Genomic DNA, 25,634 nt, shown 5'->3' on the forward strand with positions numbered 1-25,634 from the left:
TAGAACACGTTCTAGAAAGAGGTTACCCGGCCAGCCGCCGCACCGTCGGCAGTCCGGCCGCCTGCCACGCGGCGAACCCGCCCGCCACGTCCTTCACGTCGGTCAGGCCGAGCTGGCGCATGACCTGGTACGCGGCGAGGCTCGAGGTGTAGCCCTCGTTGCACATCAGGACGATCTCCTGGTCGCGGTCGCCGTACCGCAGCTGCGCGAGCCGGTGCTCGCTCGTCACGTCCAGCCGCCACTCGAGGACGTGCCGCGACACCGCGATGGCGCCGGGCACCTCGCCGAACCGCCACCGGTACTCGACCGGCCGCAGGTCGACGAGCAGGGCGCCGCGGCGCATGGCCTCGGCCGCCTCCTCGGGGGTGTAGCGGGTGATGTGGGACCGCGCGTCGTCCAGCAGTGTCTCGACGGTGCTCATCGCACGGCCTCCCGGAGCTGCGCCGCCTCGGCCTCGAGCGCGGTGGTGTCCGGCTCCGGGTTGTCGCACGGGACCTCGCGCAGGTGGTGCATGCCGGTCGGCAGCCAGCAGTAGAAGTTCATCGCACGCAACGGGGGCGAGTAGGCGTGGATGGACACCGTCGGCTCGGTGCCGACGTTCACGAGGTTGTGCAGGTAGTCGACGCCGAAACCGACGGTGTCCCCCTCGGCGTGCCGCCTGGTGCGCAGACCGGGACGGTCGACGCTGCCGAAGTCCTCGAACAACGACCCGCGCACGACGGTGAACGCGCCGGAACTGCCGCCGTGGTCGTGCAGCAACGTGTCCTGGCCGATGTCCCAGCAGATGAGCCACACCTCGACGTCGTCGGTGCGGCGCAGCCGGAGGTAGAACCGTTCGGTGAGGTCGAACCGGACCTGACCGGCCCATTCGGAGGGATCCGCCGCGATCTCGCGCACGAGGTCCCGCAACGCGGGCACGGCGAACTGACGCGAATTACTCACGAGACAAGCCCTTTCGCTTGGTCGCCCGTGGTTTCCCCGTGCGCTGTACGTGCCGTACCTCGCTCGCGGCCACCACGGGCCGTGTCTCGCTCGAGTCGCACCGCCGCTCCTCGCGCTCGGCGAGTCACTGCGGCACGGCCCGATCAGCCACTATGGTTTTCGGTGGGTGAGCGACATGCTCAGGTCGAGAGGGTAATGCCCGCGATGCGGATAACCAAGGCGCAGCGGAACGCCGTCGCCGAGAAGATCACCAGCCTCGAGCGCGCGTTCTACGGCCGCGGTCCGCGCAACGTCCAGGTGTCGGTGTCCGACGATGAGCCCGTCAGCCTCATCGTGCTGTCCATCGACACGCTGACCGTCGCCGACGCGGTCCTGTCCGAGCGCGGCTACCGCGACTCGGTGATCAAGCACCACGAGGCGCTGCACGAGGCGACCAGGCAGGAGTTCCTCGACGCGGTCGAGGGCATCGTCGGCGAGCCGGTGACGGCCTACCTCGCGCAGGTGCACCCGAACACCGGTTACGCGGTCCGGGTGTTCGTGTTCTCGTCCGAAATGCCCGCCGAGCCGGTCGAATAGGCTTTTTGTCGGACCCTTCTCCTACTATCGGCGGCATGGCATCCGGGCTCATCGGGCGGGACCACCCCGCGGGCGTACTGCGCGCCGAGATCAGCCGCGCCACCGACAGCCACGGCGGGCTCGTGCTGGTCGCCGGCGAGGCGGGGATCGGCAAGACGGCGCTGGTCACCGAGGCCGTCGGGGTGGCGCGGGCGCGGGGCGCGCTCGTGCTGTCCGGCTCCTGCTGGGACTCCTCGGCCGCGCCCGGGTTCTGGCCGTGGGTGCAGGTGATCCGCGGGCTGCGCCGCCACGCGGCACCCGGGGAGTGGGCGGCCGCGGCGGAGGTGTCCGGCGGTCAGCTCGCGGTCCTGCTCGGCGAGGTGGACACCGACGGCCCGGCCGACGGGTTCGGCATGTACGACGCGGTCACGTCCGCGCTGGTCGCGGTGTCGCAGCGGCGGCCCGTGGTGGTCGTGCTCGACGACCTGCACTGGGCCGACCCGTCGTCGGTGCGGCTGCTGGAGTTCGTCGCGCAGCACACCTGGTTCGAGCGGCTGCTGCTGGTCGCCACGTACCGGGACGTGGAGGTCGACGCGGTCGACCACCCGCTCGCGCCGCTCATGACGCCGTTGCGGGCCAAGGCCACCACGGTCACGCTCACCGGGCTCGGCCGGGACGAGGTCGGTGCGCTGATGGCCCGCACGGTCGGCGCCGAACCGGACCCGGCGCTGGTCACCGAGGTGCACCTGCGGACCGGCGGCAACCCGTTCTTCGTCGAGGAGACCGCCCGGCTGTGGCACAGCGGTGGTTCCGCGGCCTCGGTGGCGCCCGGCGTGCGGGACGCGGTGCGGCGCAGGCTGTCGCTGCTGCCCGCGTCGGTGTCCGGGTTGCTCACCACCGCCGCGGTGCTGGGCAGGGAGTTCCACCGGCAGGTGCTCGCGGCGTCGGTGAGCGCGCCGGTCGCGCAGGTCGACCGGCAGCTCACGCAGGCGGTCGCGGCCCGGCTCGTGGTGACGCTCGGCGACGGGCGCTTCGCGTTCGCCCATGACCTGGTGCGCGAGACCCTGTACGAGGGGATCGACGAGGACGGCGTGGCGGCGCGGCACGCGGCCGTCGTGCGTGCCCTGGACCGCTCGCCCGCGCTGGCCGGGCGGATCTTCCCCGCCGACCTCGCGCGGCACGCCTACCTCGGGCGCGCGGCGCTCGACCAGGGCCGGGTGGTGGACCTGCTGGTCGCGGCGGCCAAGGAGGCGCGGCGGCGGTTCGCGATCGAGGAGTCGGCAGGCCACTACCGGCGCGCCGTCGAGGTGCTCGACCCGGCCGACCCCCGGCGGGCGCGGATCGGGCTGGACCTCGGCGTGCAGCTGCACCACTTCGGTGAGCGCTCGGAGGCGTGGCAGGTGCTGGAGGAGGTCGCCGGCATCGCGCTGTCCGCCGACGACGTCGCCGTGCTGACCCGCTCCGCGCTGACCATCTACGGCCTGTCCACCCCGGACGGTCGCGCGAAGCTGAAGGCCGAGCTGCTGCGCAGGGCGTACGAGCGGCTGGTGCCCGGCGTGGACCCGCCCGCGGGCTCGCTCGACCACCTCGCGCAGGAGGTGATCATGCGGGTGATCGCGATCGCGCGGGACGGCGGCGACGACGACACGCTGGGGTTCAGCCTGTGGACGCAGCACGACCAGCTCTGGGGCCTCGGGCACGCCGAGGAACGGCTCGCGCTCACCGACGAACTGGCCGCGATCGCGCGCCGCACCGGCGACTACGAGATGGAGCAGTACGCGGTCTCGCTCGGCTGGGTGGCGAAGCTGGAGCTGAACGACCCGGCCTACTACGAGCGGTTCACCGAGTTCCTGGCGCTGGCGGAGGAGAAGCGCGAGCCGACACCGATGGAGTTCGGCACGTACGTGGACCGCAACATCATCGCGGCGTTCCACGGCCGGTTCGCGGAGGCCGAGGCCTACCTCACGACGGCGCGGGACCTGGACGTGCCGCACGAGCAGTTCGTGTACATCGACCACCACCTGCGGTGGGCGATGGACATGCTGCGCGGCCGGTACGACGAGCTGCCGGGTCTCCTGGCGAGGTCGGCCGACGTGAAGTACCCGTTCCCGGCGCTGCTGACGGGCATCACCGCGGCCGCGAGCGGGGACGCGGCGACCGCCACGCGGTGCCTCGCGGAGCTGGAGGCGTTGCGGGAACCGGTGTCCAGCGCGTACGAGGGCCTGCTGACGCGGCTGCGCGTGCAGGTGGCGGTGGCGACCGGTGACGTGGCGCGGTGCGCCGAGCTGTACGAGTCGCTGGCCCCGCACGCGGGCACGTGGCTGGTGTCCATGTACGGGTGCGACATCAGCGGGCCGGTGCCGCTGTGGCTGGGGCACCTCGCGCTGGTGCTCGGCGAGACGGCGCGGGCGGTCACGCACTTCGAGTCCGCCAGGGACGTGGCCGACCGGCTCGGCTCCCGCCCGTGGTCCCTGGAAGCGCGCGCGGGGCTCGCGACCGCGCTGGGCCCGCGCGGCGCCGAACTGCGTGCCGCGGTGGGCAGGGAGGCGGCCGCGCTCGGCATCCGGCACCTTGCGGCGGGGCCGGGGGAGTCCCTGCCGCACAACGAGTTCCGCTTCACCGGCGAGACGTGGGCGCTGTCCATGGCGGGCCGGACCGTGCACATGCCGGACAGCAAAGGTTTGCGTGACCTGCACGTGCTGCTTCGCGCGCCGGGCAAGGAGATCCCGGCGACCCGCCTGCTGAACCCGGCCGGCGGCGCGGAGGTCGCGGCGGCGGCGAGCCTCGGCGGGGACGTGGTGCTGGACGAGGAGGCCAGGGCCGCCTACCGCGCCCGCCTGTCCACACTGGACGAGCAGATCGCGCGGGCGGAGGAGCGCGGCGACGACCGGCGTGCCGCGAAGTACGACGAGGAACGCGCACTGCTGCTGGAAGAACTCCGCACGGCCACCGGCCTCGGCGGCCGCACCCGCCGCCTCGGCGACGAGGCCGAACGCGCCCGCAAGACCGTGACGGCCCGCATCCGCGACACGCTGCGCAAGCTCGACACCCGCCACCCGGAACTGGCCGAGCACCTGCGCGCGTCGGTCGCCACGGGCACCACGTGCGGCTACCGCCCCGAGCGGGAACCGGTGTGGCACCTGTGAAAAACGGGAGGTGATCGAGCGGGCGGGGCGCTAGGCTCACCGCGAGCATGGAGTAGGTCAGTGGCAGACCGCCTGGCTGGGACCGGGAGGGCGCGGGTTCGATTCCCGCCTCCATGTCCATCCTGGAGTAGTTCAGCGGCAGAACACCCGGCTGCCACCGGGAGGGCGCGAAGTTCGACTCTCGCCTCCAGGTCATGGCACAGGTCGGCGAGGGGTACGCCTTCGGGCAGTTGCGGCGCGCGTTGCGGCACGCGGGGGAGGGCTCCCCGCGGGCTGCGCGCTGGCGTGCCGTGCTCGACGGGATGGCCGACGGCACGCTCACGGTCGGCTCCCGCACGCCCGTCGCTGACACCCCGGCGTGGGTGACGCTGGAGGTCGTGCACGGCGGGTTCGCCACCGGGCGCTACCTCGCCGAGGCGCCGCTGCGGCACGACGAGCGGGAGGTCGTGGCCGCACTGCCCGCCGACGCGCCGGGCACTACCGACCGGGAGCGGCTCAACCTGTACTACCTGTCCGACGCGGGCCAGGCGGTGCTGCTCGACGCGCTCACCGCCGGGACGTACCGGGTCGGCATCCCGGAGCACGCCGCGCTGCTGACGGTCACGTGGCTGCTCGCGCACGACCACCACGCGGCCGCGCTGGACGTGGTCGCCGAGCTGCGGCCGCTCATGCACCGGCTGCGGTTCACGCCGTACCTGGACCAGACGCCGGCCACGTCCGGGTCGGTCGTGCACGTCGCGACCGTCGGGCAGGTCCGGGCGTCGCTGCGTGCCGTCACCACGCCACGGGCCATCGCGACCATGCGCACGCGGCTCGCCGAGCAGCCGCTGTACGACCGGCTCGTCGCGCTGTGGTGCGACACCGTCGACGGCGACCTGCCCCGCCTCGAGAACGGCAGGGTCGTCGGCGGGTGGCCGTGCCGGGTGTGGCCCGCCGACTGGGCGGAGCGGCGGGCGCGGCTGCTCGCCGAGACCGAAGGCGTGGCACGGCACCCCCGCGCCAACTTCACGCGCCTGCGTGCGGCGCTGCTGGCGTGCGAGATCGGCAGCGGCGCGCTGTCCGGCCGCGACGTCGGCTGGGTGCGGCGCGCGCTGGCGAACACGCTCACCAAGCGTGGTGCGCCGGAGTCCGCCGAGCGGACCGCGTACCGGGAGCACCGGCTCGCGGTCGCGGCGCGGCCGACGCACGCCGCGCTGGCCCGGGTGGTCGCGCAGCGGCTCGAGGACCTGCCCGCCGACGGTGGCGTGCCGCAGGTCGACCCGTTCGTCGCCGACGTCGACGGGCACCAGGTGCCGTCCACTGTGGACCGCAAGGTGACGCGGGCGCTGGCGGGGTCGGTCGAGGAACTGGTCGAGCGGGGCGTGATCACGTCCGGCGAGGTGCTCGCGCAGGTGCTGCCGCAGATCACGGCGTCGCTGCTCGCGGCGAACATCGACGACCCGCTGCTGTCCGCGCTGTACGGCAAGACGTACGTCGCGTTCCGGCGCAGGCGCGGCCTGCTGCTGCTCGACCTGGCACACCAGGTGCGCATCGAGGAACTGCCGTGGGTGGCGGCGATCGAGCCGTTGCGCGTGCGGCGGCCGGACACCAGCAGGGCCGCGCGGCAGGCGCTCGCGCAGACCGTGCTGGTGGCGTGCACCGCGTTCCCGCACGCGATCCTGCCGAACCCGCTGGTGACCGAGTTCGGCGCGCTCGCGAAGCAGGCGGGTCTCGCGCTGCCGCTGGTGGAGGAGATCGCGGCCGACATCTTCACGGGCACGTTCACGAAGAAGTTCCGCGACGCGGCCGCGATCGCGCACGGGGTGGTGGCGGGCACGCTCTACGGGCGGCACTACGACCTCACCGAGACGTGGACGGACCGCATCACCACCGAGCGGGGACAGGCGGTCAGCTTCGCCGAACTGTGCGCGATCCGTGCGGGCGAGGCCCGTGGGGAGAGCGGGTCCGCCACGGCCGAGAGCGGCGTCGTCCTGGAGCAGGCCCAGATCCTCACCACCCACAACCTGGCCGTGCTGGTCCACCGGCTCGGGCTGGGCGGCCGCCTCGCGGCCGTCGCGTCCGGCCTCGCGGGCCAGGCGCTGAGCTGGGCGGTGCGCAGGATGGCGATGCCGTTCCCGCACCGGCACGCGGCGCTGATCGCGGTGAAGAACGCCGCGTACGCGTGGCGGCAGGGGATCTTCTTCCTCGGCTTCTGCGACACCGCGACCCAGCGGGCCACCGTCGACTGGCTGCGGCCGCAGCTGCACGGCACCCGGCTCGCGCCCGCGCTGGACGGTCTCGCGGCGATCGTGGCGGGGGAGCGGTTCGACGCCCGGGGCCGGGTCGGGAGTGGACGCCGGTGGCTGGGGTGGAGCACCGGCGGGCACTGGGCACTCGACGGCTGAGGCGGCGCCGCGCGGGGCGCCGCCTCGACCGCGTCGTCACTTCCGGTTGTAGAGCCGCATGGTCAGCGTGCCGAACACGGCGACCAGCACCGCCGCCGACACGAGCACCCACGTGATCTCACCGGCGTCCGGGTTGCCCTGCATGAGGCCCCGTGTCGCCGCCACCAGGTGCGTGATCGGGTTGACCTCGGTGAACGCGCGCAGCCAGCCCGGCATGGTCGCGGGCTCGACGAACACGTTGGACAGGAACGTCAGCGGGAACAGCACCATCATGCTGACGCCCATCACCGACTTCTCCGACCGCAGCATCAGCCCGAACATGGTCCAGATCCACGAGAACGCGAACGAGAACACCACGAGCAGCGCGATCGCCAGCAGCACCCCGCCGACCCCGCCGCCGGGGCGGAACCCGAGGACCAGGCCGACGCCGAGGATCACCGCCGCCGCCAGGAAGTAGCGGAACACGTCGCCGAACAGCGCGCCGACGAGCGCCGACGGCCGCCACACCGGCAGGGTGCGGAACCGGTCGAACACGCCCTTCTCGATGTCCTGGTTGACGCCGACGCCGGTGTACATCGTGATCATCACGACGCTCGTCACCATGATGCCCGGCAGCAGGAACTGCAGGTACTCCGTCACCGAGCCGGCGAGCGCGCCGCCGAACAGGTAGGTGAACATCAGCGTCATGATGATCGGGAACGCCGTGACGTCGAACAGCTGCTCCGGCACGTGCTTGATCTTCAGCATCGCGCGCCAGCCGAACGTGACCGACGCCGACCAGGCACTCGGTCGCGGCGGCGCCTCACCGGCGGCGAGCACCGCGTTCAGGCTCTCCGCCGCCGGGGTGTAGGTGGCGGTCTTCTCGTCCGTGGTCGCCGCGGTCATGCCGTCTCCTCACTCGCTGCGTGGCGCCGGAACGCTCCGCGGGCTCCGCTCCACCGTCGCCCTCCGCGAGCGAGGCGACGGCCTGAATGTCGATGGTTCGCTCCGCAAGCTCCGCTCACGCCGCGACCTCCTTCTCAATGGCGGGGTGGTCGGTCAGCGCGAGGAACACCTCGTCGAGCGTCGGCTGACCCAGTGCGAAGTTGTCGACCGTGATGCCGTTCGCGGCGAGTTCGGCCAGTGCGCGCGACGCCTGCTCCGCCGCCTCGCGGTCACTGTCCTCTCCGGACAGCTGCGCGGTCAGCGCGACCGGGTCGGCCTCCGGTTTCACGGCCGGGCCGAGCACGCGCGTGAGCAGTTCCAGCGCGGCGGGCCGTTGCGCGGCGTCGCGGAGCCGGACGTGGACCGCGCCCGCGCCGACCGACGCCTTCAGCTCACCCGGCGTGCCCTCGGCGATCACCTTGCCGCGGTCGATCACCGCGATCCGCGACGCCAGCTGGTCCGCCTCGTCCAGGTACTGCGTCGTCAGCAGCACCGTCGTGCCCTGCGCGACGATGATCCGCACGATGTCCCAGACCTGGTTGCGGCTGCGCGGGTCGAGGCCGGTGGTCGGCTCGTCCAGGAACAGCACGTCCGGCGTCTTCAGGATGCTCGCGGCGATGTCCAGTCGCCGCCGCATGCCGCCGGAGTAGGCCTTGACCTGCCGGTCCGCGGCGTCGGTGAGCCCGAACGCCGCCAGCAGCTGGGCGGCCCGGTCGCGGGCGGCCTGCTTGCGGTGCCCCAGCAGCCTGCCGAGCAGCACCAGGTTCTCGGTGCCGGTGAGGTCCTCGTCGACCGACGCGTACTGGCCGGTCAGGCTCACCCGTTGCCGCACGGCGTCCGCCTCGCGCAGCACGTCGTGGCCGAACACGCGGGCCTCCCCGCCGTCCGGGCGCAGCAGCGTGGCGAGCATGCGCACGGCGGTGGTCTTGCCCGCGCCGTTCGGGCCCAGCACCCCGTACACGGTGCCCGCGGGCACCGCGAGGTCGATCCCGTCGACCGCCCGGTTGTCGCCGAACACCTTCACGAGGCCGGCAGTCTCGATCGCCAGCTCACTCATGTCGTTCCCCTCTATGTGACGTACGGCCTTGCCGCGCGGGCCGCGCGCAACGCCTCGCTCCACCAGACGACCTGGTCGAGCATCCTGGTGGCGGCCGGCTCCTGCGCCGGCCCCGGTTCGTCCTGCATCAGGTCCAGCGCCACCTCGTCGCGCACGGTGTGCGTGTGCAGCTCGGTGAACACGACCCGCAGCGCGGCGACCGCGTGGTACCCACGCGACCGGCAGCCGTAGGAGACGAACCCGACGGGTTTGGCGTGCCACTCGTCGTAGGCGAAGTCGATCGCCTGCTTGAGCGACGCCGGGACGCCGCGGTTGTACTCGGGCGTGACCACGACGAACCCGTCCGCGCGGTCCACGGCGGCGGCGAACCGGTTCATCTCCGGCGTCACCACCTCGGGGTACCGCGCGGGGAAGTCGAAGTCGACCAGGTCGACCACCTCGACGTCGAGGTCCTCCCGCCGCCGCGCGACCCGGAGAAACCACCCGGCAACGGACCCCCCGACCCGCCCCTCGCGAGTACTCCCGACAATCACCGCAACCCGCACCCGCACGACCTCACCTCCCACCCCCGAGGCGCGAGATCCCCCGCGAGATCAGACCTAGCACCCCGCGAGTCCCGCCCTCAAACCCCGCGAGTCACGCCCTCAAACACCGCGAGTCACGCTCTCGCGCATACCGAGTTGCCGGTTTCGTGCAGTCGCGGCGTCGTGCCATGTGCACGAAACGACCAACTCGGTATGCCTGAGAGCGTGACTCGCGCTGTTCGAGAGCGTGACTCGCGGGGTGTGGGGGTCAGGTGCAGATTTGGTCGTTCAGGAGGTCGGCCAGGGCGGAGACGACTCGCAGGGTGGGGGCTTCCGCGCCGGTCAGGTCGGCCAGTTCCACGACTGCTTTCAGGATCACGTCCAGTTCCATGGGTTTGCCCTTCTCCAGGTCCTGGAGCGTGGACGTCTTGTGTTCGCCCGCTCTCTCGGCGCCTGCCATGCGGCGCTCGATCGAGATCTCCGGGTAGCTGCCGAGGCGGGCGGCAACGTCGAGGGTTTCCCGCATCATGCGGATCACGACCTCGCGCGTGTCGAGGTGTTGACAAATCCCCTTCATCGTCGCGCGGGTCAGGGCGCTGATCGGGTTGAAGGCGATGTTGCCCATGAGCTTGAGCCAGATGTCCTTGCGCAGGTCGGGCTCGACGGGGCACTTCAGGCCACCGGCGATCATCGCCTGGGAGAACTCCGTGCAGCGGGCGGAGATCTCGCCGGTCGGCTCGCCGATGGAGAACCTGGTGCCCTCCAGGTGTTTGATCACCCCCGGCGACTCGATCTCCGTCGCCGCGTAGACGACGCAGCCGATCGCTCGCTCGACGGGCAGCGCAGCGCTGACGGCGCCGCCGGGGTCGACGCTGTTGATCCGGTAGTCCCGGTACTTGGTGTCGGTCCCGTGGAAGTACCACCACGGGATGCCGTTCTGCGCCGCGATGATGGTGGTCTCATCGTGCAGCAGCGGCTTGATCATCGGCCCCGCGTCCGCGTACCGGTTCGCCTTGAGGCCCAGGAAGATGTGGTCCACCGGACCCACCTCCACGGGGTCGTCGGTGGCGTGCGGACGGGCTTCGAAATCACCTCGGGGGCTCACGACGCGAACCCCCGACTCCTGGATCTTCCGCAGGTGGGGACCTCTGGCTATGAGGTGGACCTCGACGCCCGCCCGGTGCAAAGCGGCACCGACGTACGCGCCGATGGCGCCTGCCCCAAGAACAGCAACTTTCACCGCAAGCTCCGTTCTTGTATTCAAAGGGTCTACTGCATACAGTATGAGATGTTAGGCGAAACGAGAAGTGGTGAGCATGGACGACATCGCGGATTGGACCTCGAAAGCCTGTGTCGCGCTCGGTATCGACGCAGGTCAGGCCGGCACCGCGGAAGTACTCGCTCTCGCCGGGGAAGTGCGGCGCGCGGTGGGCGAACCCGCCGCGGTCATGGCCGTCTACCTGCTCGGCGTCGCGGCCGGTCGCGGCGCGGATCGCGGGGAGGCCGCCGCGCGGCTCGCGGACCTGGCGAAACAGTGGTCAGGCAGCACCTGCGACTGGCGCGACTGAATATCCGGGAGCGATCCCCCGGGCCCCCGAGGGCAACCTCTGGACCGCGACCCTGGTGCTCACTAGAGTCATACGGTATGCAGTATGCGCCAAGCCCACCTTTAAGGAGATGACGACACAGATGGCTTCACAGGCACAGGCGCCGGGCGGTTCCTCGGAGGGCAACCCCGAGATGATCTCCGGCGGGCATCTGGTGGCGAAGGCGCTCAAGGCCGAGGGCGTGGACGTGATCTTCACGCTCTGCGGCGGCCACATCATCGACATCTACGACGGATGTGTCGACGAGGGCATCGACGTCATCGACGTGCGCCACGAGCAGGTGGCCGCGCACGCGGCCGACGGGTACGCGCGCATCACCGGCAAGCCGGGCTGCGCCGTCGTCACCGCGGGCCCCGGCACCACCGACGCCGTGACCGGCGTGGCGAACGCGCTCCGCGCGGAGAGCCCCATGCTGCTGATCGGCGGCCAGGGCGCGCTCAGCCAGCACAAGATGGGCTCGCTGCAGGACCTCCCGCACGTCGACATGATGAACCCGATCACCAAGTTCGCCGCGACCGTGCCCAGCACCGAGCGCGCGGCCGACCTGGTGTCGATGGCCTTCCGGGAGTGCTTCCACGGCGCGCCCGGCCCGTCGTTCCTCGAGATCCCCCGTGACGTGCTCGACGCGTCGGTACCGCTGGAGAAGGCGCGGATTCCCAAGGCCGGTGCCTACCGCGCCTCGACCCGCTCGTCCGGTGACCCCGAGGCCATCGAGCGGCTGGCCGACCTCGTGGTCGGCGCGGAGAAGCCGTGCGTGCTGCTCGGCAGCCAGGTGTGGACGACCCGCGGCACCGACGCGGCCGTCGAGTTCGTCCGCGCGCTGAACGTGCCCGCGTTCATGAACGGCTCCGGCCGCGGCACCCTGCCGCCCGGCGACCCGCACCACCTGCAGCTGGCGCGCCGCTACGCGTTCCAGAACGCCGACCTGATCATCATCGTCGGCACGCCGTTCGACTTCCGCATGGGCTACGGCAAGCGGCTGTCGCAGACGGCGACCGTCGTGCAGATCGACCTCGACTACCGCACGGTCGGCAAGAACCGCGACATCGACCTCGGCATCGTCGGCGACGCCGGCGCCGTGCTCGCCGCCGTCACGCAGGCCGCGTCCGGCCGGGTCGACAACGGCGCCGTGGCGCGGAAGGCGTGGCTGGAGGAGCTGCGCGCGGTCGAGACCCAGGCCTACGAGAAGCGCCTCCCGCGCCAGCTCTCCGACGCCTCGCCGATCGACCCGTACCGCCTGGTGCACGAGATCAACGAGTTCCTCACCGAGGACTCGATCTACATCGGCGACGGCGGCGACATCGTCACCTTCTCCGGCCAGGTCGTGCAGCCCAAGTCGCCGGGCCACTGGATGGACCCAGGTCCACTCGGGACGCTCGGCGTCGGCGTGCCGTTCGTGATGGCCGCCAAGTACGCCCGGCCCGACAAGGAGGTCGTCGCGCTCTTCGGTGACGGCGCCTTCTCGCTGACCGGCTTCGACTTCGAGACGCTCGTGCGGTTCAACCTGCCGTTCGTCGGCATCGTCGGCAACAACTCGTCGATGAACCAGATCCGCTACGGCCAGATCCAGAAGTACGGCGCGGACCGCGGCCGGGTCGGCAACACGCTCGGCGACGTGCGCTACGACGAGTTCGCCCGGCTGCTCGGCGGCTACGGCGAGGAGGTCCGCGACCCGAAGGACATCCGGCCCGCGCTGGAGCGCGCGCGGGAGAGCGGGCTGCCGTCGCTGATCAACGTCTGGGTCGACCCCGAGGTGTACGCGCCGGGGACGATGAACCAGACCATGTACAAGTAAAGGGGCTTGCACATGCGCAAGGCACTGGAGGGCGTGCGGGTCCTCGACATGACCCACGTCCAGAGTGGACCGTCGGCGACGCAGATCCTGGCGTGGCTCGGCGCGGACGTGGTGAAGCTCGAGGCGGTGACCGGCGACATCACGCGCAAGCAGCTGCGCGACCTGCCGGACGTCGACAGCCTCTACTTCACGATGCTGAACTCGAACAAGCGCAGCATCACGCTCAACATGAAGTCCGAGAAGGGCAAGGAGCTCTTCGTCGAGCTGGTCAAGAAGTTCGACGTCCTGGCGGAGAACTTCGGGCCGGGCGCGGTGGACCGGATGGGCTTCCCGTGGGAGCGGCTGCACGAGATCAACCCGAAGCTGATCTACGCGTCGATCAAGGGCTTCGGCGACGGCCCGTACAAGTACTTCAAGGCCTACGAGGTGGTCGCCCAGGCCATGGGTGGCTCGATGTCCACCACGGGCTTCGAGGACGGCCCGCCGCTCGCGACCGGCGCGCAGATCGGTGACTCCGGCACCGGCATGCACGCCGTCGCCGGCATCCTCGCCGCGCTCTACCAGCGCGAGCACACCGGTCAGGGCCAGCGCGTCTCGGTCGCCATGCAGCACGCGGTGCTCAACCTGTGCCGGGTCAAGCTGCGCGACCAGCAGCGCCTCGCGCACGGTCCGCTGGCCGAGTACCCGAACAAGGAGTTCGGCGACACCGTGCCGCGCTCGGCCAACGCCTCGGGCGGCGGCCAGCCCGGGTGGGCGATCAAGTGCGCGCCCGGCGGCCCGAACGACTACATCTACGTGATCGTCCAGCCGGTGGGCTGGGCGCCGATCACGCAGCTGATCGGGCGCCCCGAGCTGGCGAACGACCCCGAGTGGGCGACCCCGGAGGCCCGCCTGGGCAAGCTGGACAAGATGTTCCAGCTGATCGAGGACTGGTCGGTCGACCACGACAAGTGGGAGGTGCTCGCGAAGCTCAACGAGCACAACATCCCGTGTGGCCCGATCCTCTCGACCAAGGAGATCATCGAGGACGAGTCGTTGGCGGACAACGAGATCGTCGTCAAGGTCGACCACCCGGAGCGCGGCGAGTTCACCACGGTCGGCATGCCGATCAAGCTGTCGGACTCCCCGGCCGAGGTGAAGCGCTCGCCGCTGCTCGGCGAGCACAACCAGGAGATCTACGGAACCGAACTCGGTCTGTCCGAGAGCGACATGGCCGAACTCAAGGCGAGTGGAGTGATCTGAGGATCATGACGGCGACAGTATCCGCGGTGGAAACCGTGCGCGCGGTGCTCGACGAGGTCAAGGCCGCCGGCCGGGACTCGCTCACCGCCCCCGAGGGCAAGCGGGTCTGCGACGCGTACGGGATCCCCACCCCGCGTGAGGGGCTCGCCACGTCGGCGGACGAGGCGGCCGCACTCGCCGCGGAGATCGGCGGGCCGGTGGTGGCGAAGATCGTCTCCCCGGACATCCTGCACAAGACCGAGGCGGGCGGCGTGCTCGTCGGCGTCGACGGACCCGACGCCGCCCGCGCGGCGTACGACACGATCCTGGCGAACGCCAGGGCCTACAAGGCCGACGCGGAGATCACCGGGGTGCAGATCCAGGAGATGGTCGGCGGCGCGGGCAGCACCGAGGTCATCGTCGGCGCCACCACCGACGGCACGTTCGGCAAGGTCGTCGCGTTCGGCCTCGGCGGCGTGCTGGTCGAGGTGCTCAAGGACGTCACGTTCCGGCTCGCGCCGGTCGACGACGCCGAGGCCAGGTCCATGGTCACCGGCATCCAGGCCGCCGAGGTGCTCCAGGGCGCCCGCGGCGCCGAGCCGGCCGACCTCGACGCGCTCGCCGACGTGATCGCCAAGGTGTCGCGGCTGGTCACCGACTTCCCGGAGATCAGCGAGTTCGACCTCAACCCGGTGTTCGCCTCGGCGAGCGGCGCGGTCGCGGCCGACGTGCGGATCCTCCTGGAGACCGGGGAACGCGCCAAGCCGCAGCAGTACTCGCAGGAAGAGATCCTGCGGGCGATGAACACGATGATGAACCCGCGGTCGGTCGCGGTCATCGGCGCCTCCGACCAGGCGGGCAAGATCGGCAACTCGGTCATGAAGAACCTGATCAACGGCGGCTACGCGGGCGAGATCTTCCCGATCAACCCCAAGGCCGACGAGATCATGGGCCGCACGGCGTACAAGTCGGTCGGCGACGTGCCGGGCGACGTGGACGTCGCGGTGTTCGCGGTGCCGGCGAAGTTCGTGCCCGCCGCGCTGACCGAGTGCGGCGAGAAGGGCGTCACCGCCGTGGTGATGATCCCGTCCGGGTTCGCCGAGACCGGCAACCAGGAGCTGCAGGACGAGATCGTCGAGATCGCGAACCGGTACAAGGTGCGGATGCTCGGGCCGAACATCTACGGCTACTACTACACGCCGCAGAACCTGTGCGCGACGTTCTGCACGCCGTACGACGTGAAGGGCGGCGTCGCGCTGACGTCCCAGTCCGGCGGCATCGGCATGGCGATCCTCGGCTTCGCCCGCACCACCGGGATGGGCGTGTCCGCGATCGTCGGCCTCGGCAACAAGTCCGACGTGGACGAGGACGACCTGCTGACCTTCTTCGAGAACGACGACAACACCCAGTGCGTCGCCATGCACCTCGAGGACCTCAAGGACGGCAGGGCGTTCGTCGAGACCGCCAAGCGGATGACGAAGAAGAAGCCGGTCGTCGTGCTGAAGGCGGGCCGCACCGACATGGGCGCCCGCGCGGCCAGCTCCCACACCGGTGCGCTCGCCGGTGACGACAAGGTGTACGACGACATCCTGCGGCAGGCGGGCGTGGTGCGCGCGCCGGGCCTCAACGAGATGCTCGAGTACGCCCGCGGCCTCCCGCTGCTGCCCACGCCGAAGGGAGAGAACGTCGTCATCATCACCGGCGCGGGCGGCTCCGGCGTGCTGCTCTCGGACGCCTGTGTCGCGGAGGGACTGTCGCTGATGGACATCCCGCCGGACCTCGACGAGGGGTTCCGCAAGTTCATTCCCCCGTTCGGGGCCGCGGGCAACCCGATCGACATCACCGGTGGCGAGCCACCGTCGACCTACGAGGCCACGATCCGCCTCGGCCTGGAGGACGACCGCATCCACGCGCTCATCCTGGGCTACTGGCACACGATCGTGACGCCGCCGATGGTCTTCGCCGAGCTGACCGCGAAGGTGGTGGAGGAGTACCGCGCCAAGGGCATCGACAAGCCCGTGGTGGCCTCCCTCGCCGGTGACACCGAGGTCGAGCAGGCGTGCGACTACCTGTTCGACCACCGGGTCGTCGCGTACCCGTACACCACGGAACGTCCCGTGGCCGTGCTGGGCGCGAAGTACCGGTGGGCACGCGCCGCGGGCCTGATCGGCGGCTGAGAACACGAGCTTGACCGCTACGGGGAACGGCGGTCAAAGGGGCCGGCCGAGGCTGACCGACCCGCACGATGGGTGATCAAGCAGGGGTCAACAGGCAGGCGGCAGGAAGCGGGTCGTCCGCGAGCGCGCGGTGTGCGGTCGCGGAACCCGCTTCACGAAGTTATTTTCAGGAGGTCCAATGGTGGATTCTCACAACCCCTCGGGCGCCGGACTGTCCGCGAAGGACCGTCCGCCGTACGAGGTCGTAGCCACGGAGGCGGGTGAGGAGCGGGTGTGGCGCGCCGGGGGGCTCGAGCCGATGCCCATCCGGCCGCTTCCGGAAGCGCCACCGTCCATTCACCTGCTCGGCCCGACCGTCTTCCTGCTCGCGCTCGGCGTGGGCATGGGCGAGTCGTACATGTGGCCGCGGCTGGTGCTGGTCTTCGGCCCGGAGATCCGGTGGCTGTTCCTGATCGGTGTCACCCTGCAGGCAGTGGTGATGCTCGAGATGGCGCGGTACGCGATGGCGACCGGGGAGAGCATCTTCACGGGCGCGGCGCGGGTGTTCAAGCCGATCATGTGGTTCTTCTTCGTCACCGCCATCCTGGTGTACATGTGGCCCGGCCACCTGTCGGCGGGCATGTCGGCGCTGGAGCAGCTGACCGGCATACCCTGGGTGATATCGGCGATCACGGTGCTGATACTGGTCGGGATCCTGTTCAGCCTGGCCAGTGTCATCTACGACGTCGTGGAGAACATCCTCGGGATCCTGATCGGGATCCTGGTGGTGGGCACCGCGGTCATCGCGTCGATCGCGGGCAGCTGGGCCGACCTCGGCTCGACGCTCGGTGGCATGTTCGCGTTCGGGTACTTCCCGGACGGGATGATGTCCGCCGAGTGGTTCCCGGTCGTGGTCGGTTCGATCGCGTTCGCGGGACCGTCGGGCATGCAGCAGATGTGGTACACGCTGCACCTGCGTGAGTCCGGCGCCGGCATGGGTGCGCATGTCCCGAAGATCCGCGGCCTGCGGACCGCCGGGGAACAGGAGGACATGCCTGCCCACGGATTCATGTTCGACACCTCGGACCCCAACGAGATGGCGAAGTGGAAGGGCTGGCGCAAGTGGATCACCTTCGACGCCTTCCTGCTGTTCTGGGGCATCACGATGCTGGTGACGATCTCGTTCACCGTGCTGGCCCGGTCGGCGGCGCGGGAGAACCCGGACGTCAAGACCATCATCGAGGGCGGTGACCGGTCGGCCGCGCTGCAGGCCATGTCGGACTCGTTCGCCTCGGTGGGCGGTTCGGTGCTCGGCGGGTTGTTCTTCGCCTTCATCGCGATGATCGGGGTCAACGCGACGCTCGGGTTGTTCGACTCGTTCTCCCGCGGCCAGGCCGACATGACGTTCTTCCACTTCCCCGGTGCGAAGAAGCGCAAGATGTCCCACCTCTACGCGGGCTTCCTGTGGGGCATCATCACGTTCGGCGTGCTGATCCTGCTGTTCGGGCCCGCCGACGGTCCCGAGGGCATCCTGGACATCCTGGCGTTCCTGTCCACGTTCGCCATGGGTGCGTACTGTGTCGTGTTGTTGCTCGTCAACAACAGGATGCTGCCGAAACCGATCCGTCCGAAGTGGTGGTCCAACGCGATCATCGGCTTCGGCGCGGTCTTCTACCTGGGCATGCTCTTCTACTGCATGATCCGGTTCGGCGTCGTGGACCTCGGTTAGGAGATGGAAGCGATGCGCCGTCTGTTCCTGTTGACCCTGCCGGGTCTGGCAGTCGGATTCATCGCCGGCGTGCTCGCCGGCGGGCTGACCGCGATCGTCGGTCAGCCCGCCGGGGCCGCGGCGGTGGCCGCACTGGCTCTCGGCGTGCCGCTCGCCCTGCTGGGCGGCGGCTACACCATGCTGCTGATCAACAAGAGGGTGCGGCTGGGCGGCTTCGCCCCGGCGGCGCTGTTCTGGCTGGTCGGCTTCCCGCTGTCCCGGCTGCTGCACGAGGTGGTCGTCAACGCCTACGTCAGCGGCTCGCCGGCGCTCCCGCCGGACCCGCTGGGGTTCCTCGCGTTCCAGGGGATCGTCAGCCTCGGCTTCGCGATCGGCTTCCTGTGGCTGCACGAGCGGCTCGCCCCGCAGTGGTGGCGACGGCTGGCGGCACACGACCCCGACGCCCGCGCGGTGTACATGCGGTACGCGCAGCACGCGCAGGCGATGTTCGAGGCGAGCGAGCGGCGCAAGGCCGCGCGGGGTCGCAAGCCGAGCGCGCGCACCCCGGCGCGCTGACCCACCGGTAATTTCCAGGACGCCTGCCGATGCACCAGCCAGGTGCACCGGTGGGTTCTTCCTGCGCGCCGAAAGGTGGCTAGATGAACGTCCCGGCTTGGTTGTGGGTGGTGACCGTCATCGGTCTCATCGCCGTCATCTTCCTCGACTTCTACCTGATCTCCCGCAATCCCCGCGACCCGTCGATGCGCGAGTGCACGGCGTGGATCGGGGTCTACGTCGGCCTCGCCGTCCTCTTCGGACTTGGTGTGCTGCTCGCGGCGGGCCCGCAGTACGGCGGCGAGTTCTTCGCGGGCTGGATCACCGAGTACTCCCTCTCGGTCGACAACCTCTTCGTCTTCGTGATCATCATGTCGTCCTTCGCGGTGCCGAGGGAATACCGTCAGAAGGTCCTGTCGATCGGCATCGTCATCGCGCTCGTGATGCGCGGCGTCTTCATCCTGATCGGCTACGAGGCCATCACGAGGTTCGACTGGCTCTTCTACGTCTTCGGCGCCTTCCTGGTGTACACGGCCTGGAAGCTGATGGCCCACAAGGACGAGGAGGAGGACGAGTTCACCGAGAACGCGATGCTCCGCTTCGTCAAGAAGATCGTCCCGGCGACCGACAAGTACGAAGGCGCCAGGATGACGACGAAGGTCGCAGGCCGCCGCATGGTGACGCCGATGCTCATCGTCATGGTCGCCATCGGCACCACCGACCTGCTGTTCGCGCTGGACTCGATCCCCGCGATCTTCGGGCTGACGAAGGAGCCGTACCTGGTCTTCACCGCGAACGCGTTCGCGCTGATGGGGTTGCGGCAGCTGTTCTTCCTCATCGGCGGGCTGCTCGACAAGCTGGTGTACCTGTCCATCGGGCTGTCCGTCGTGCTCGGGTTCATCGGCCTGAAGCTGATCTCCGAGGCACTGCACCACGACGGCGTGGCATGGGCGCCCGAGGTGCCGATCCTCGTGTCGCTGGGGATCATCGTGGGCACGCTCGCCGTCACCACGGTGGCGAGCCTGTGGAAGGTCCGCCGCGACCGCGACAAGGAACTGGACGAGATCGCCGAGGAGACGCCCGTCTCGGACCCGGATCCTGCCTGACCCGGTGGACCGGGCCCCACGGACCGGGGCCCGGTCCACCATGCCGTTCGTTGTTCGGGGGTCGGTGGGGTTGAAGGGTCCCATCACATCCCGGAGATCACGGCCCCTTCCGGCGCGGGTGCCCGCTTCCCGGGCGCGCAGCGTTCGGGAGTGTCGGAAGGGGCTATTTCAACACAGAAGGAAGGGGTCCTTCCTCACCATCTCGAAGGCTCGGCGCGCTCCCGACGTGCTGCCCGCTTCGCGGGCGCGTAGCGCTCGGGCGCCGGAAGCAACTGTTCCAAGAAGCGGCAGCGATGCGCGTCGGGCCAACGCGAGTCGTGTGATGAAGGGGTCCTTCGGTGCGCTGATGAAGGGTCCTTCCTCACCATCCCGAGGGCTCCGCGCGCTCCCGATCAGGCCTGCCAACTTCGTCCCGCGGCGCAGCGCCCCGGGGCGAAGTTGTCCACAGGGCACCGTCCGACCACCCGGAACTGTCGGTGGTCGCCGGTACGCTGGAAATCGGGGGCCGGAGGCCAAGGCGGAAGCAGCGGGCTGGGCTGCACGGACCGCGGCCCAGCCCGCCGTCGCCGGCCCGGACAGGGCCTGCGAGGACCAGGATCTCATCCACGACAAGTTTCGCACCGCGCGCTCGAGAAAATCTCGCGTGGCGGGATGCGGGCGATGTCGGTAAGTTTCACACGCGTAAACGAAAAGCTCGGGCCGTACGGACCACGACCCGAGCTTTCGGTGGGACTGGGCCGCACGGACCGCGGCCCAGTCCCGGTCTTACGTCAGACGGTCGCGCGGACCGGCTGTTCGCGCAGGTACTCCTCCGCCTTGCGGGCGGTGTCCTGGCGCTGCTTCTCCATGGCGGTGTCGAGGGCCAGGCCGAGGCGACGGCCGTCAGCCGACCAACCCCGCGGAGACTTCGTGAGCGACGTCAGCCACTTACGCATTCTTCTCACCTCCTGGTGCGGCACCGAGGCGTACGGACCACGTCTCGATCCCGCTTCTCTCAACCACGCTCATGGGGTTCCCCATACCACCGGTGCGCACACCGAGGTGGTCGTCACACCCGGGCCTTGTGCTCGGGGACAGGCTGTTCGCGCAGGTAGTCCTCCACCTCGCGGGTGGCCTCCTGGCGCTGCTTCTCCATGGCGGCGGCGAGGCCGAGGCCGAGGGCACGGCCGTCGGCGTTGAAGCCGCGCAGCGTCTGCAGCCAGTTACGCATCTACTTCACCTCCTTGCGGGCAGCACTGGTAAACCCAGGGTCGCGGCGTCGCGGCCAGGGTCGGGCGGGCACCCGGGTCACGGGCGCCCTGGTATCGGGGTGCGGTCAGCCCTTCGCGGGTGACCGGCGACGGCGCCGGGTCGGCAGTTCGAGCAGCTGCTGCTCCTGCTCACCGTCCGCGTCGCGCTGTTCGAGGTAGGACTTCCTGGTCCGCTCGGTGTGTTCGGCCATGATCCGGGCGGCGGCGTCGGCGTCCCTGTTCTCGATGGCGTCGATGAGTTTCGCGTGCTCCTGCCACGACTGCTTGCCACGCTGGCGGGCGATCGGCGTGTAGTACCAGCGCACCCGGCGGTCGACCTGGGTCGCGAAGTCCAGCAGCACCTTGTTGCCCGACAGCTCCGTCACGCAGCGGTGTACCGCGGCGTTCAGCGACACGGCCGTGTCCACGTCGTCCGCGGCCAGCGCCTCCAGGCCCTGCTTGTTCAGGTCGCGGAGCCGTGCGATGCCCTCCTCGTCGGCGTTCGTCGCCGCCAAGCGTGCCGACTCGCTCTCGAGCAGCGTTCGCACGGCGAGCAACTGGTCCGCCTCGTCGGGGGTCGGCTGGTGCACGAACGCGCCGTAGCCGGGCCGCAGGTCCACCCACCCCTCGTTGTTCAGCCACTGCAGCGCCTCGCGCACGGGCTGACGGGAGACACCCAGCATCTGCGCCAGTTCGCTCTCCACGAGGTGCTGGCCGGGGGCCAGTCGCCGGGAGATGATCAGCTCCTGCATCGCCTGGTAGACGTGCTCACGCAGGGGCACTGGCCGATCGATCCGGCGAGCCGCCAGTTCCTTTGGCAACTCGGTCGGGTGCATGGTGGTCTCCATCGGGAGTGGGTATGTTCAGCAGGTAGCCGATTCGAGGGATCTCGTCGACTGCCTACAGCATACAGTCAGCCCTTGTCCGTTTACGTCACTCGTGAGCGCGTTCACAGTCAGTGATCAGTAACTCTCGTCCGATAGATACCTTCGATCGGCTCCCGCTGACCGTGCGTCACCGCACCGGCACGTCGACCAGCAGCGGCGCCACGAGCGAGCCCGCGGACGCGACCACCTCGCGCAGCTCGTCGTCGCTGTCGACGCGGTGGGCGGCGACGCCGAAGAACAGCGCCGCCTTCGACCACTCCATGCGGCCGAGGTCGAGGCCGGGGTGCGGGCCGGGGCCGTAGAACTCGGCGAGCGTGTCCTTGAGCGTGCGGTACTCGCCGTTGTTCATCACCAGGAACAGCACCGGCACGTGGTAGCGCGCCGCGGACCACAGGCCCTGCAGCCCGAACAACGCGCAGCCGTCGCCGAGCACGGCCACCACCGGGCGGTCCGGCCTGCCCATCCGGGACCCGATCGCGGCGCCGATGCCCCAGCCGAGCCCGCCACCGACCGTGTGCACGAACGACCCCGGCTGGGTGAGCCGCAGCAAGGGGCGCAGCTCGACGCCGACGGTGATGGCCTCGTCGACGACGACCGCGTCGGCGGGCAGGCCCTCCGCGATCGCCCTGGCCGCGACCGCGGCGTCCAGCGGCGCGCGGACCGTGGCGAGCGCGCTCCCGCCGACCGGCGGGTCCTCGGCACGCACCGGGTGGGTCCGGCGGCCGACCTGCGAGACCAGCTCGGTCAGCGACGCGCGGATGCCACCGGTCAGCCCGAGCTCGACGGTGAAGTTGCGGCCGAGCTCGGTGGGGTCGTCGTCGAGCTGCACGACCCGGGTGTGCGCCGGGATCGCGGGGCCGGGCGTGTAGTGGTGCGGGGAGAACGCGTGGCAGCCGACCACGAGCACGACGTCGTGCTCGGCGAGGGCGCTCCGGATCTCGGCGTTGCGCGGCGGCAGCATGCCGGCGTGCAACGGATGGGTGAAGGGAAAGTTCACCCGATCGTGCATCGGTGGGTGGAAAACGGTGGCGCCGAGCCGTTCCGCGAGGTTCACCAGCTGGGGGAGCGCGCCGTCGCGCCCGACCCCGTCGCCCGCGACGATCGCCGGGTTGCCCGCGCTGGCGAGGAGCCAGGCCGCCTGGTCGAGCCCGGTCGCCGCGCCGAGCGGTGCGAGCGGGGAGCGCTCGGGCAGCGGCACCTCGACGTCCTCGATGAGCAGGTCCATGGGGATCGACACGAACACCGGCCCGGCCGGCGGGGTCGCGGCGAGGGCGAACGCGCGCCGGAGCACGATCGGCAGGTCCTCGGCGCGCCGCACCTCGATCGCGCTCTTCGCGGCGGCCGACGCCAGCGCGGTGAGGTCGCCCGCGAGCATCGGGTCCTCGACGAGGTGGCGGCTGTCCTGCCGGCCCGCCGTGACGACCAGGGGAGTGCGGGAGCGCTTCGCGTTCAGCATGCCGATCAGCCCGTTGGCCAGACCCGCGGCGACGTGCAGGTTCACGAACGCGGTGCGGCCGGTGGCGCGCGCGTACCCGTCGGCCATCGCGACCGCGGAGTGCTCCTGGACGGCGAGCACGTACTCGAAGTCGGCCGCCTTCGCGAGCGCGTCGATCAGCGGCAGCTCGGTCGTGCCGGGATTGCCGAAGATCTTCTCGACGCCCTCGGTGCGCAGCACCTCGAGCATGGCTTCCATCGGGTTCATCGCATCTCCGTGTCCGGGGAACGAGCCATCGTGGTTTACCCGCGCCTCTCCCGTGCCAATCCGCCGGATTCCCGTTGTCCCACGCCCGCGTGCCGGGCATCAACCCGATCCGTGCTCGACCGGGGAGCGCGCCCGACGTGTCCGAAGTGGACGGAACGCCGCGTGTTGACGTGGTGTCCGCGCCGGCAATAGCGTTCGTGGGCGGAACCGCTGTTCGTCATACGAACGAGGAGCCTCGGTGATGCGACGACGCCTCGCTGTGCTTGCCGCGCTCGCCCTCCTGACCGCGGGCTGCGGCTCGGGGGAACCGGCCGGCCAGGGCGGGCCGGACGAGGTGAAGGTGGGGCTGATCTCGATCCTCGACGTCGCCCCGATCTACCTGGGCAAGGAGAAGGGTTTCTTCGCCGACCGGGGCATCGAGCTGACGCTGCAGCCTGCCGAGGGCGGCACGGAGACGGTCCCGTCGGTGCTGAGCGGCAACCAGCAGTTCGGTTTCAGCAACGTCGTGACGCTGCTGCTGGCGCGGTCCGAAGGGCTCCCGGTGAAGGTGGTCAGCAACGGCACCAACTCGACGGGCGTCGACGGCGCCGACTTCGGCGCGTTGATGGTGGGCGCGGGCAGCCGGGTGAAGTCGGTGAAGGACCTGGCGGGCAAGAAGGTCGCGGTCAACACGTTCCAGAACGTGGTCGAGCTGGCGGTGCGGGCGTCGGCGCTGAAGGCGGGCGTGGACCCGGAGTCGATCGAGTTCGTGAAGCTGCCGTTCCCGGACATGCCGGCGGCGCTGACGTCGGGCCGCGCGGACGCGGTGTTCGTGGTGGAGCCGTTCCAGCAGATCGTGCTGTCGCAGGGCGGCCGGGCGCTGGCGTCGAGCTACGTGGACACGGCCGCGAACCTCAGCGTGGCGATGTACTTCACGTCGAAGGAGCTGCTGGCGCGGAACCCGGACCTGGTCAAGCGCTTCACCGAGGCGATGAACGAGTCGCTCGCGTACGCGGACACCCACCCGGACGAGGTACGCCGGATCCTGCCGACGTACACCAAGATCGGCCCGGAGGTGATCCCGAACCTGGTGCTGCCGAAATGGCCCACGGCGATCAACCGCGACTCGGTGTCGGCGATCGCCGAGCTCGCCGAGGAGGAGGGTGTGCTGCAGAACAAGCCGGACATCGCGGACCTGATGCCGTAGCGGTCTGCTGGTGGTGTTTGCCTTGCGTGGGGTTTCGCCGTCCTGGGTGGTCCCCGTCCTGGGTTTGTCCCCGTCTTGCGTTTGTCCTCGCCGGGCGGGCGTCCTCGCCGGAGGGCGTCCTGCCGGACGGGCCTCCTCGCCGGAGGGGCTGGTCTCCGGGATGGCGGCGGGTCTTGCACGGGGCTGGTTTGGCAAGGACTGGTGTCCGTTGTCTGCCTGCCATCCCGTCGACCTCCCACGGGCTATCACACCGCGTCAAGGGGGCCCGGCGGCTTTGGGCACGTGGTGCTTTGGGTTTCGGGCCCCCTTGACACGGCGTGATCGGGCTTCGCCAGGTCGACGGGATGGCAGGCACCCTCAGGGGGTTCTGGGCTTCGCCCCGCTTCGCGGGATTCGGGCGCTGCGCGCCCCGCTTCGCGGGGCCAGGCGCGCAGCGCCCGGCATGCCGGGGTCGGCCCTCGCCGCTCGCGCGCGCGATGGCAATCCCCACCCGATCCCGGGGGCCACCCGCCATGCCAGTCTACCGGTGACCACCGACAGCGGGGCGGTTGTCGATCTTGGCTGTGGACAACTCCGGGTTACGCGACCAATTGCTCAAGGAGCAGCACACCGGCCGCGAGCGCGAGGAAGACCGCCGGGTAAGCGATGTTGTGGAAGACCCGTTTCCACACGTGGATGACCACCGCGCCCAGGAAGAACAGCACCAGCCCGGCCGCGGCCGCGGTCCCGATCAGCGGGACGCCCGCCAGTCCGAGCAGCAACCCGACCGCGCCCGCGGCCTTCAGTGCGCCCAGCGCCGGGAGCCACGACAGCGGGAGGTCCAGCTCGGTCGCGTTGGCGAGCACGAAGCGGGCACGCAGAAAATCAGCCACCGCGGCCCACAGGTTCACGGCGGCGGTCGCGAGGGTCAGAACGACGTACACCACCCCACCCTCGGCCGCGATCGTGGG

At 70.4% G+C, this 25,634-nt stretch carries 22 protein-coding genes and 2 tRNA genes; 12 read left to right on the forward strand and 12 right to left on the reverse strand.

Translation table 11 applies throughout. The features are described 5' to 3' along the window. Window positions 1–22: 22 nt before the first annotated feature. Window positions 23–421: a rhodanese-like domain-containing protein gene (locus tag ACYQ77_RS07880; RefSeq protein ID WP_459708904.1), complete on the reverse strand. Its 399-nt coding sequence runs from the start codon at window positions 419–421 to the stop codon at window positions 23–25. Beyond that, a complete protein-coding gene (locus tag ACYQ77_RS07885; RefSeq protein ID WP_459708906.1) occupies window positions 418–942 on the reverse strand; it encodes a cysteine dioxygenase in 525 nt (174 codons plus the stop codon). Before ACYQ77_RS07885 ends, ACYQ77_RS07880 begins: the two co-directional genes overlap by 4 nt. Window positions 943–1,146: 204 nt before the next feature. Between ACYQ77_RS07885 and ACYQ77_RS07890 the strand changes: the two genes are divergently transcribed. From ACYQ77_RS07890 to ACYQ77_RS07905, 4 genes are all read left to right on the forward strand, one after another. Then, the gene (locus ACYQ77_RS07890) at window positions 1,147–1,518 is read left to right on the forward strand and encodes a Na-translocating system protein MpsC family protein (protein WP_459708908.1); all 372 of its coding nucleotides are present in this window, start codon (window positions 1,147–1,149) and stop codon (window positions 1,516–1,518) included. A gap of 35 nt (window positions 1,519–1,553) precedes the next feature. Then, entirely contained in the window at window positions 1,554–4,643 is a 3,090-nt protein-coding gene (locus ACYQ77_RS07895) for an ATP-binding protein (protein WP_459708910.1), read from the forward strand. A 46-nt stretch (window positions 4,644–4,689) separates the two neighbouring features. Next, window positions 4,690–4,763 (forward strand) — tRNA-OTHER (locus ACYQ77_RS07900). A gap of 1 nt (window position 4,764) precedes the next feature. Beyond that, a tRNA-OTHER gene (locus ACYQ77_RS07905) sits at window positions 4,765–4,836 on the forward strand. Window positions 4,837–6,474: 1,638 nt separating this feature from the next. Here the strand turns inward: ACYQ77_RS07905 and ACYQ77_RS07910 are convergent. The 5 genes from ACYQ77_RS07910 to ACYQ77_RS07930 all read right to left on the reverse strand — a co-directional run bounded on the left by ACYQ77_RS07910 (window position 6,475) and on the right by ACYQ77_RS07930 (window position 10,772). Next, entirely contained in the window at window positions 6,475–6,999 is a 525-nt protein-coding gene (locus tag ACYQ77_RS07910) for an SWIM zinc finger family protein (RefSeq protein WP_459709748.1), read from the reverse strand. Window positions 7,000–7,063: 64 nt separating this feature from the next. Beyond that, window positions 7,064–7,912 carry an ABC transporter permease gene (locus tag ACYQ77_RS07915; RefSeq protein ID WP_459708912.1) on the reverse strand — a complete coding sequence of 283 codons (849 nt, stop codon included), beginning with the start codon at window positions 7,910–7,912 and terminating at the stop codon, window positions 7,064–7,066. A 115-nt stretch (window positions 7,913–8,027) separates the two neighbouring features. Continuing rightward, complete coding sequence (locus ACYQ77_RS07920) at window positions 8,028–9,008, reverse strand: ATP-binding cassette domain-containing protein (RefSeq protein WP_459708914.1); 981 nt, start codon at window positions 9,006–9,008, stop codon at window positions 8,028–8,030. An 11-nt stretch (window positions 9,009–9,019) separates the two neighbouring features. After that, window positions 9,020–9,559, reverse strand: a complete 540-nt coding sequence (locus tag ACYQ77_RS07925; RefSeq protein WP_459708915.1) for an NADPH-dependent FMN reductase — start codon at window positions 9,557–9,559, stop codon at window positions 9,020–9,022. A 241-nt stretch (window positions 9,560–9,800) separates the two neighbouring features. Continuing rightward, window positions 9,801–10,772, reverse strand: coding sequence for a 2-dehydropantoate 2-reductase (locus tag ACYQ77_RS07930; protein ID WP_459708917.1), 972 nt, complete (start codon window positions 10,770–10,772; stop codon window positions 9,801–9,803). 76 nt (window positions 10,773–10,848) lie between these two features. Between ACYQ77_RS07930 and ACYQ77_RS07935 the strand changes: the two genes are divergently transcribed. The 7 genes from ACYQ77_RS07935 (at window position 10,849) to ACYQ77_RS07965 (ending at window position 19,680) form a co-directional block, all read left to right on the forward strand. Continuing rightward, complete coding sequence (locus tag ACYQ77_RS07935; RefSeq protein ID WP_459708919.1) at window positions 10,849–11,100, forward strand: DUF6457 domain-containing protein; 252 nt, start codon at window positions 10,849–10,851, stop codon at window positions 11,098–11,100. Between the two features lie 121 nt (window positions 11,101–11,221). Continuing rightward, window positions 11,222–12,934: a thiamine pyrophosphate-binding protein gene (locus ACYQ77_RS07940; protein ID WP_459708921.1), complete on the forward strand. Its 1,713-nt coding sequence runs from the start codon at window positions 11,222–11,224 to the stop codon at window positions 12,932–12,934. Window positions 12,935–12,946: 12 nt separating this feature from the next. Next, on the forward strand, window positions 12,947–14,176 hold the full coding sequence (gene frc / locus ACYQ77_RS07945) for a formyl-CoA transferase (RefSeq protein ID WP_459708923.1): 1,230 nt from the start codon (window positions 12,947–12,949) through the stop codon (window positions 14,174–14,176). Window positions 14,177–14,181: 5 nt separating this feature from the next. Further along, a complete protein-coding gene (locus ACYQ77_RS07950) occupies window positions 14,182–16,332 on the forward strand; it encodes an acetate--CoA ligase family protein (RefSeq protein WP_459708925.1) in 2,151 nt (716 codons plus the stop codon). 178 nt (window positions 16,333–16,510) lie between these two features. Continuing rightward, on the forward strand, window positions 16,511–18,040 hold the full coding sequence (locus ACYQ77_RS07955; protein ID WP_459708927.1) for an Nramp family divalent metal transporter: 1,530 nt from the start codon (window positions 16,511–16,513) through the stop codon (window positions 18,038–18,040). Between the two features lie 12 nt (window positions 18,041–18,052). Next, window positions 18,053–18,595: a hypothetical protein gene (locus ACYQ77_RS07960; protein ID WP_459708929.1), complete on the forward strand. Its 543-nt coding sequence runs from the start codon at window positions 18,053–18,055 to the stop codon at window positions 18,593–18,595. 83 nt (window positions 18,596–18,678) lie between these two features. After that, complete coding sequence (locus tag ACYQ77_RS07965) at window positions 18,679–19,680, forward strand: TerC family protein (RefSeq protein ID WP_459708930.1); 1,002 nt, start codon at window positions 18,679–18,681, stop codon at window positions 19,678–19,680. A 770-nt stretch (window positions 19,681–20,450) separates the two neighbouring features. Here ACYQ77_RS07965 and ACYQ77_RS07970 read toward each other — a convergent pair. The 4 genes from ACYQ77_RS07970 to ACYQ77_RS07985 form a co-directional block, all read right to left on the reverse strand. Further along, window positions 20,451–20,615 carry a hypothetical protein gene (locus ACYQ77_RS07970; protein WP_459708931.1) on the reverse strand — a complete coding sequence of 55 codons (165 nt, stop codon included), beginning with the start codon at window positions 20,613–20,615 and terminating at the stop codon, window positions 20,451–20,453. 113 nt (window positions 20,616–20,728) lie between these two features. After that, entirely contained in the window at window positions 20,729–20,890 is a 162-nt protein-coding gene (locus ACYQ77_RS07975) for a hypothetical protein (RefSeq protein WP_459708933.1), read from the reverse strand. A 105-nt stretch (window positions 20,891–20,995) separates the two neighbouring features. Next, complete coding sequence (locus tag ACYQ77_RS07980; RefSeq protein ID WP_459708935.1) at window positions 20,996–21,757, reverse strand: GntR family transcriptional regulator; 762 nt, start codon at window positions 21,755–21,757, stop codon at window positions 20,996–20,998. Between the two features lie 166 nt (window positions 21,758–21,923). Then, entirely contained in the window at window positions 21,924–23,498 is a 1,575-nt protein-coding gene (locus ACYQ77_RS07985) for a thiamine pyrophosphate-binding protein (RefSeq protein ID WP_459708937.1), read from the reverse strand. A gap of 241 nt (window positions 23,499–23,739) precedes the next feature. Here ACYQ77_RS07985 and ACYQ77_RS07990 point away from each other — a divergent pair, with 241 nt between their 5' ends. Beyond that, on the forward strand, window positions 23,740–24,684 hold the full coding sequence (locus tag ACYQ77_RS07990) for an ABC transporter substrate-binding protein (RefSeq protein ID WP_459708939.1): 945 nt from the start codon (window positions 23,740–23,742) through the stop codon (window positions 24,682–24,684). A 578-nt stretch (window positions 24,685–25,262) separates the two neighbouring features. Here ACYQ77_RS07990 and ACYQ77_RS07995 read toward each other — a convergent pair. Then, window positions 25,263–25,607, reverse strand: a complete 345-nt coding sequence (locus tag ACYQ77_RS07995) for a DoxX family protein (protein ID WP_459708941.1) — start codon at window positions 25,605–25,607, stop codon at window positions 25,263–25,265. Between the last annotated feature and the right edge of the window lie 27 nt (window positions 25,608–25,634).

It is taken from the genome of Actinophytocola sp. KF-1 (assembly GCF_054661535.1).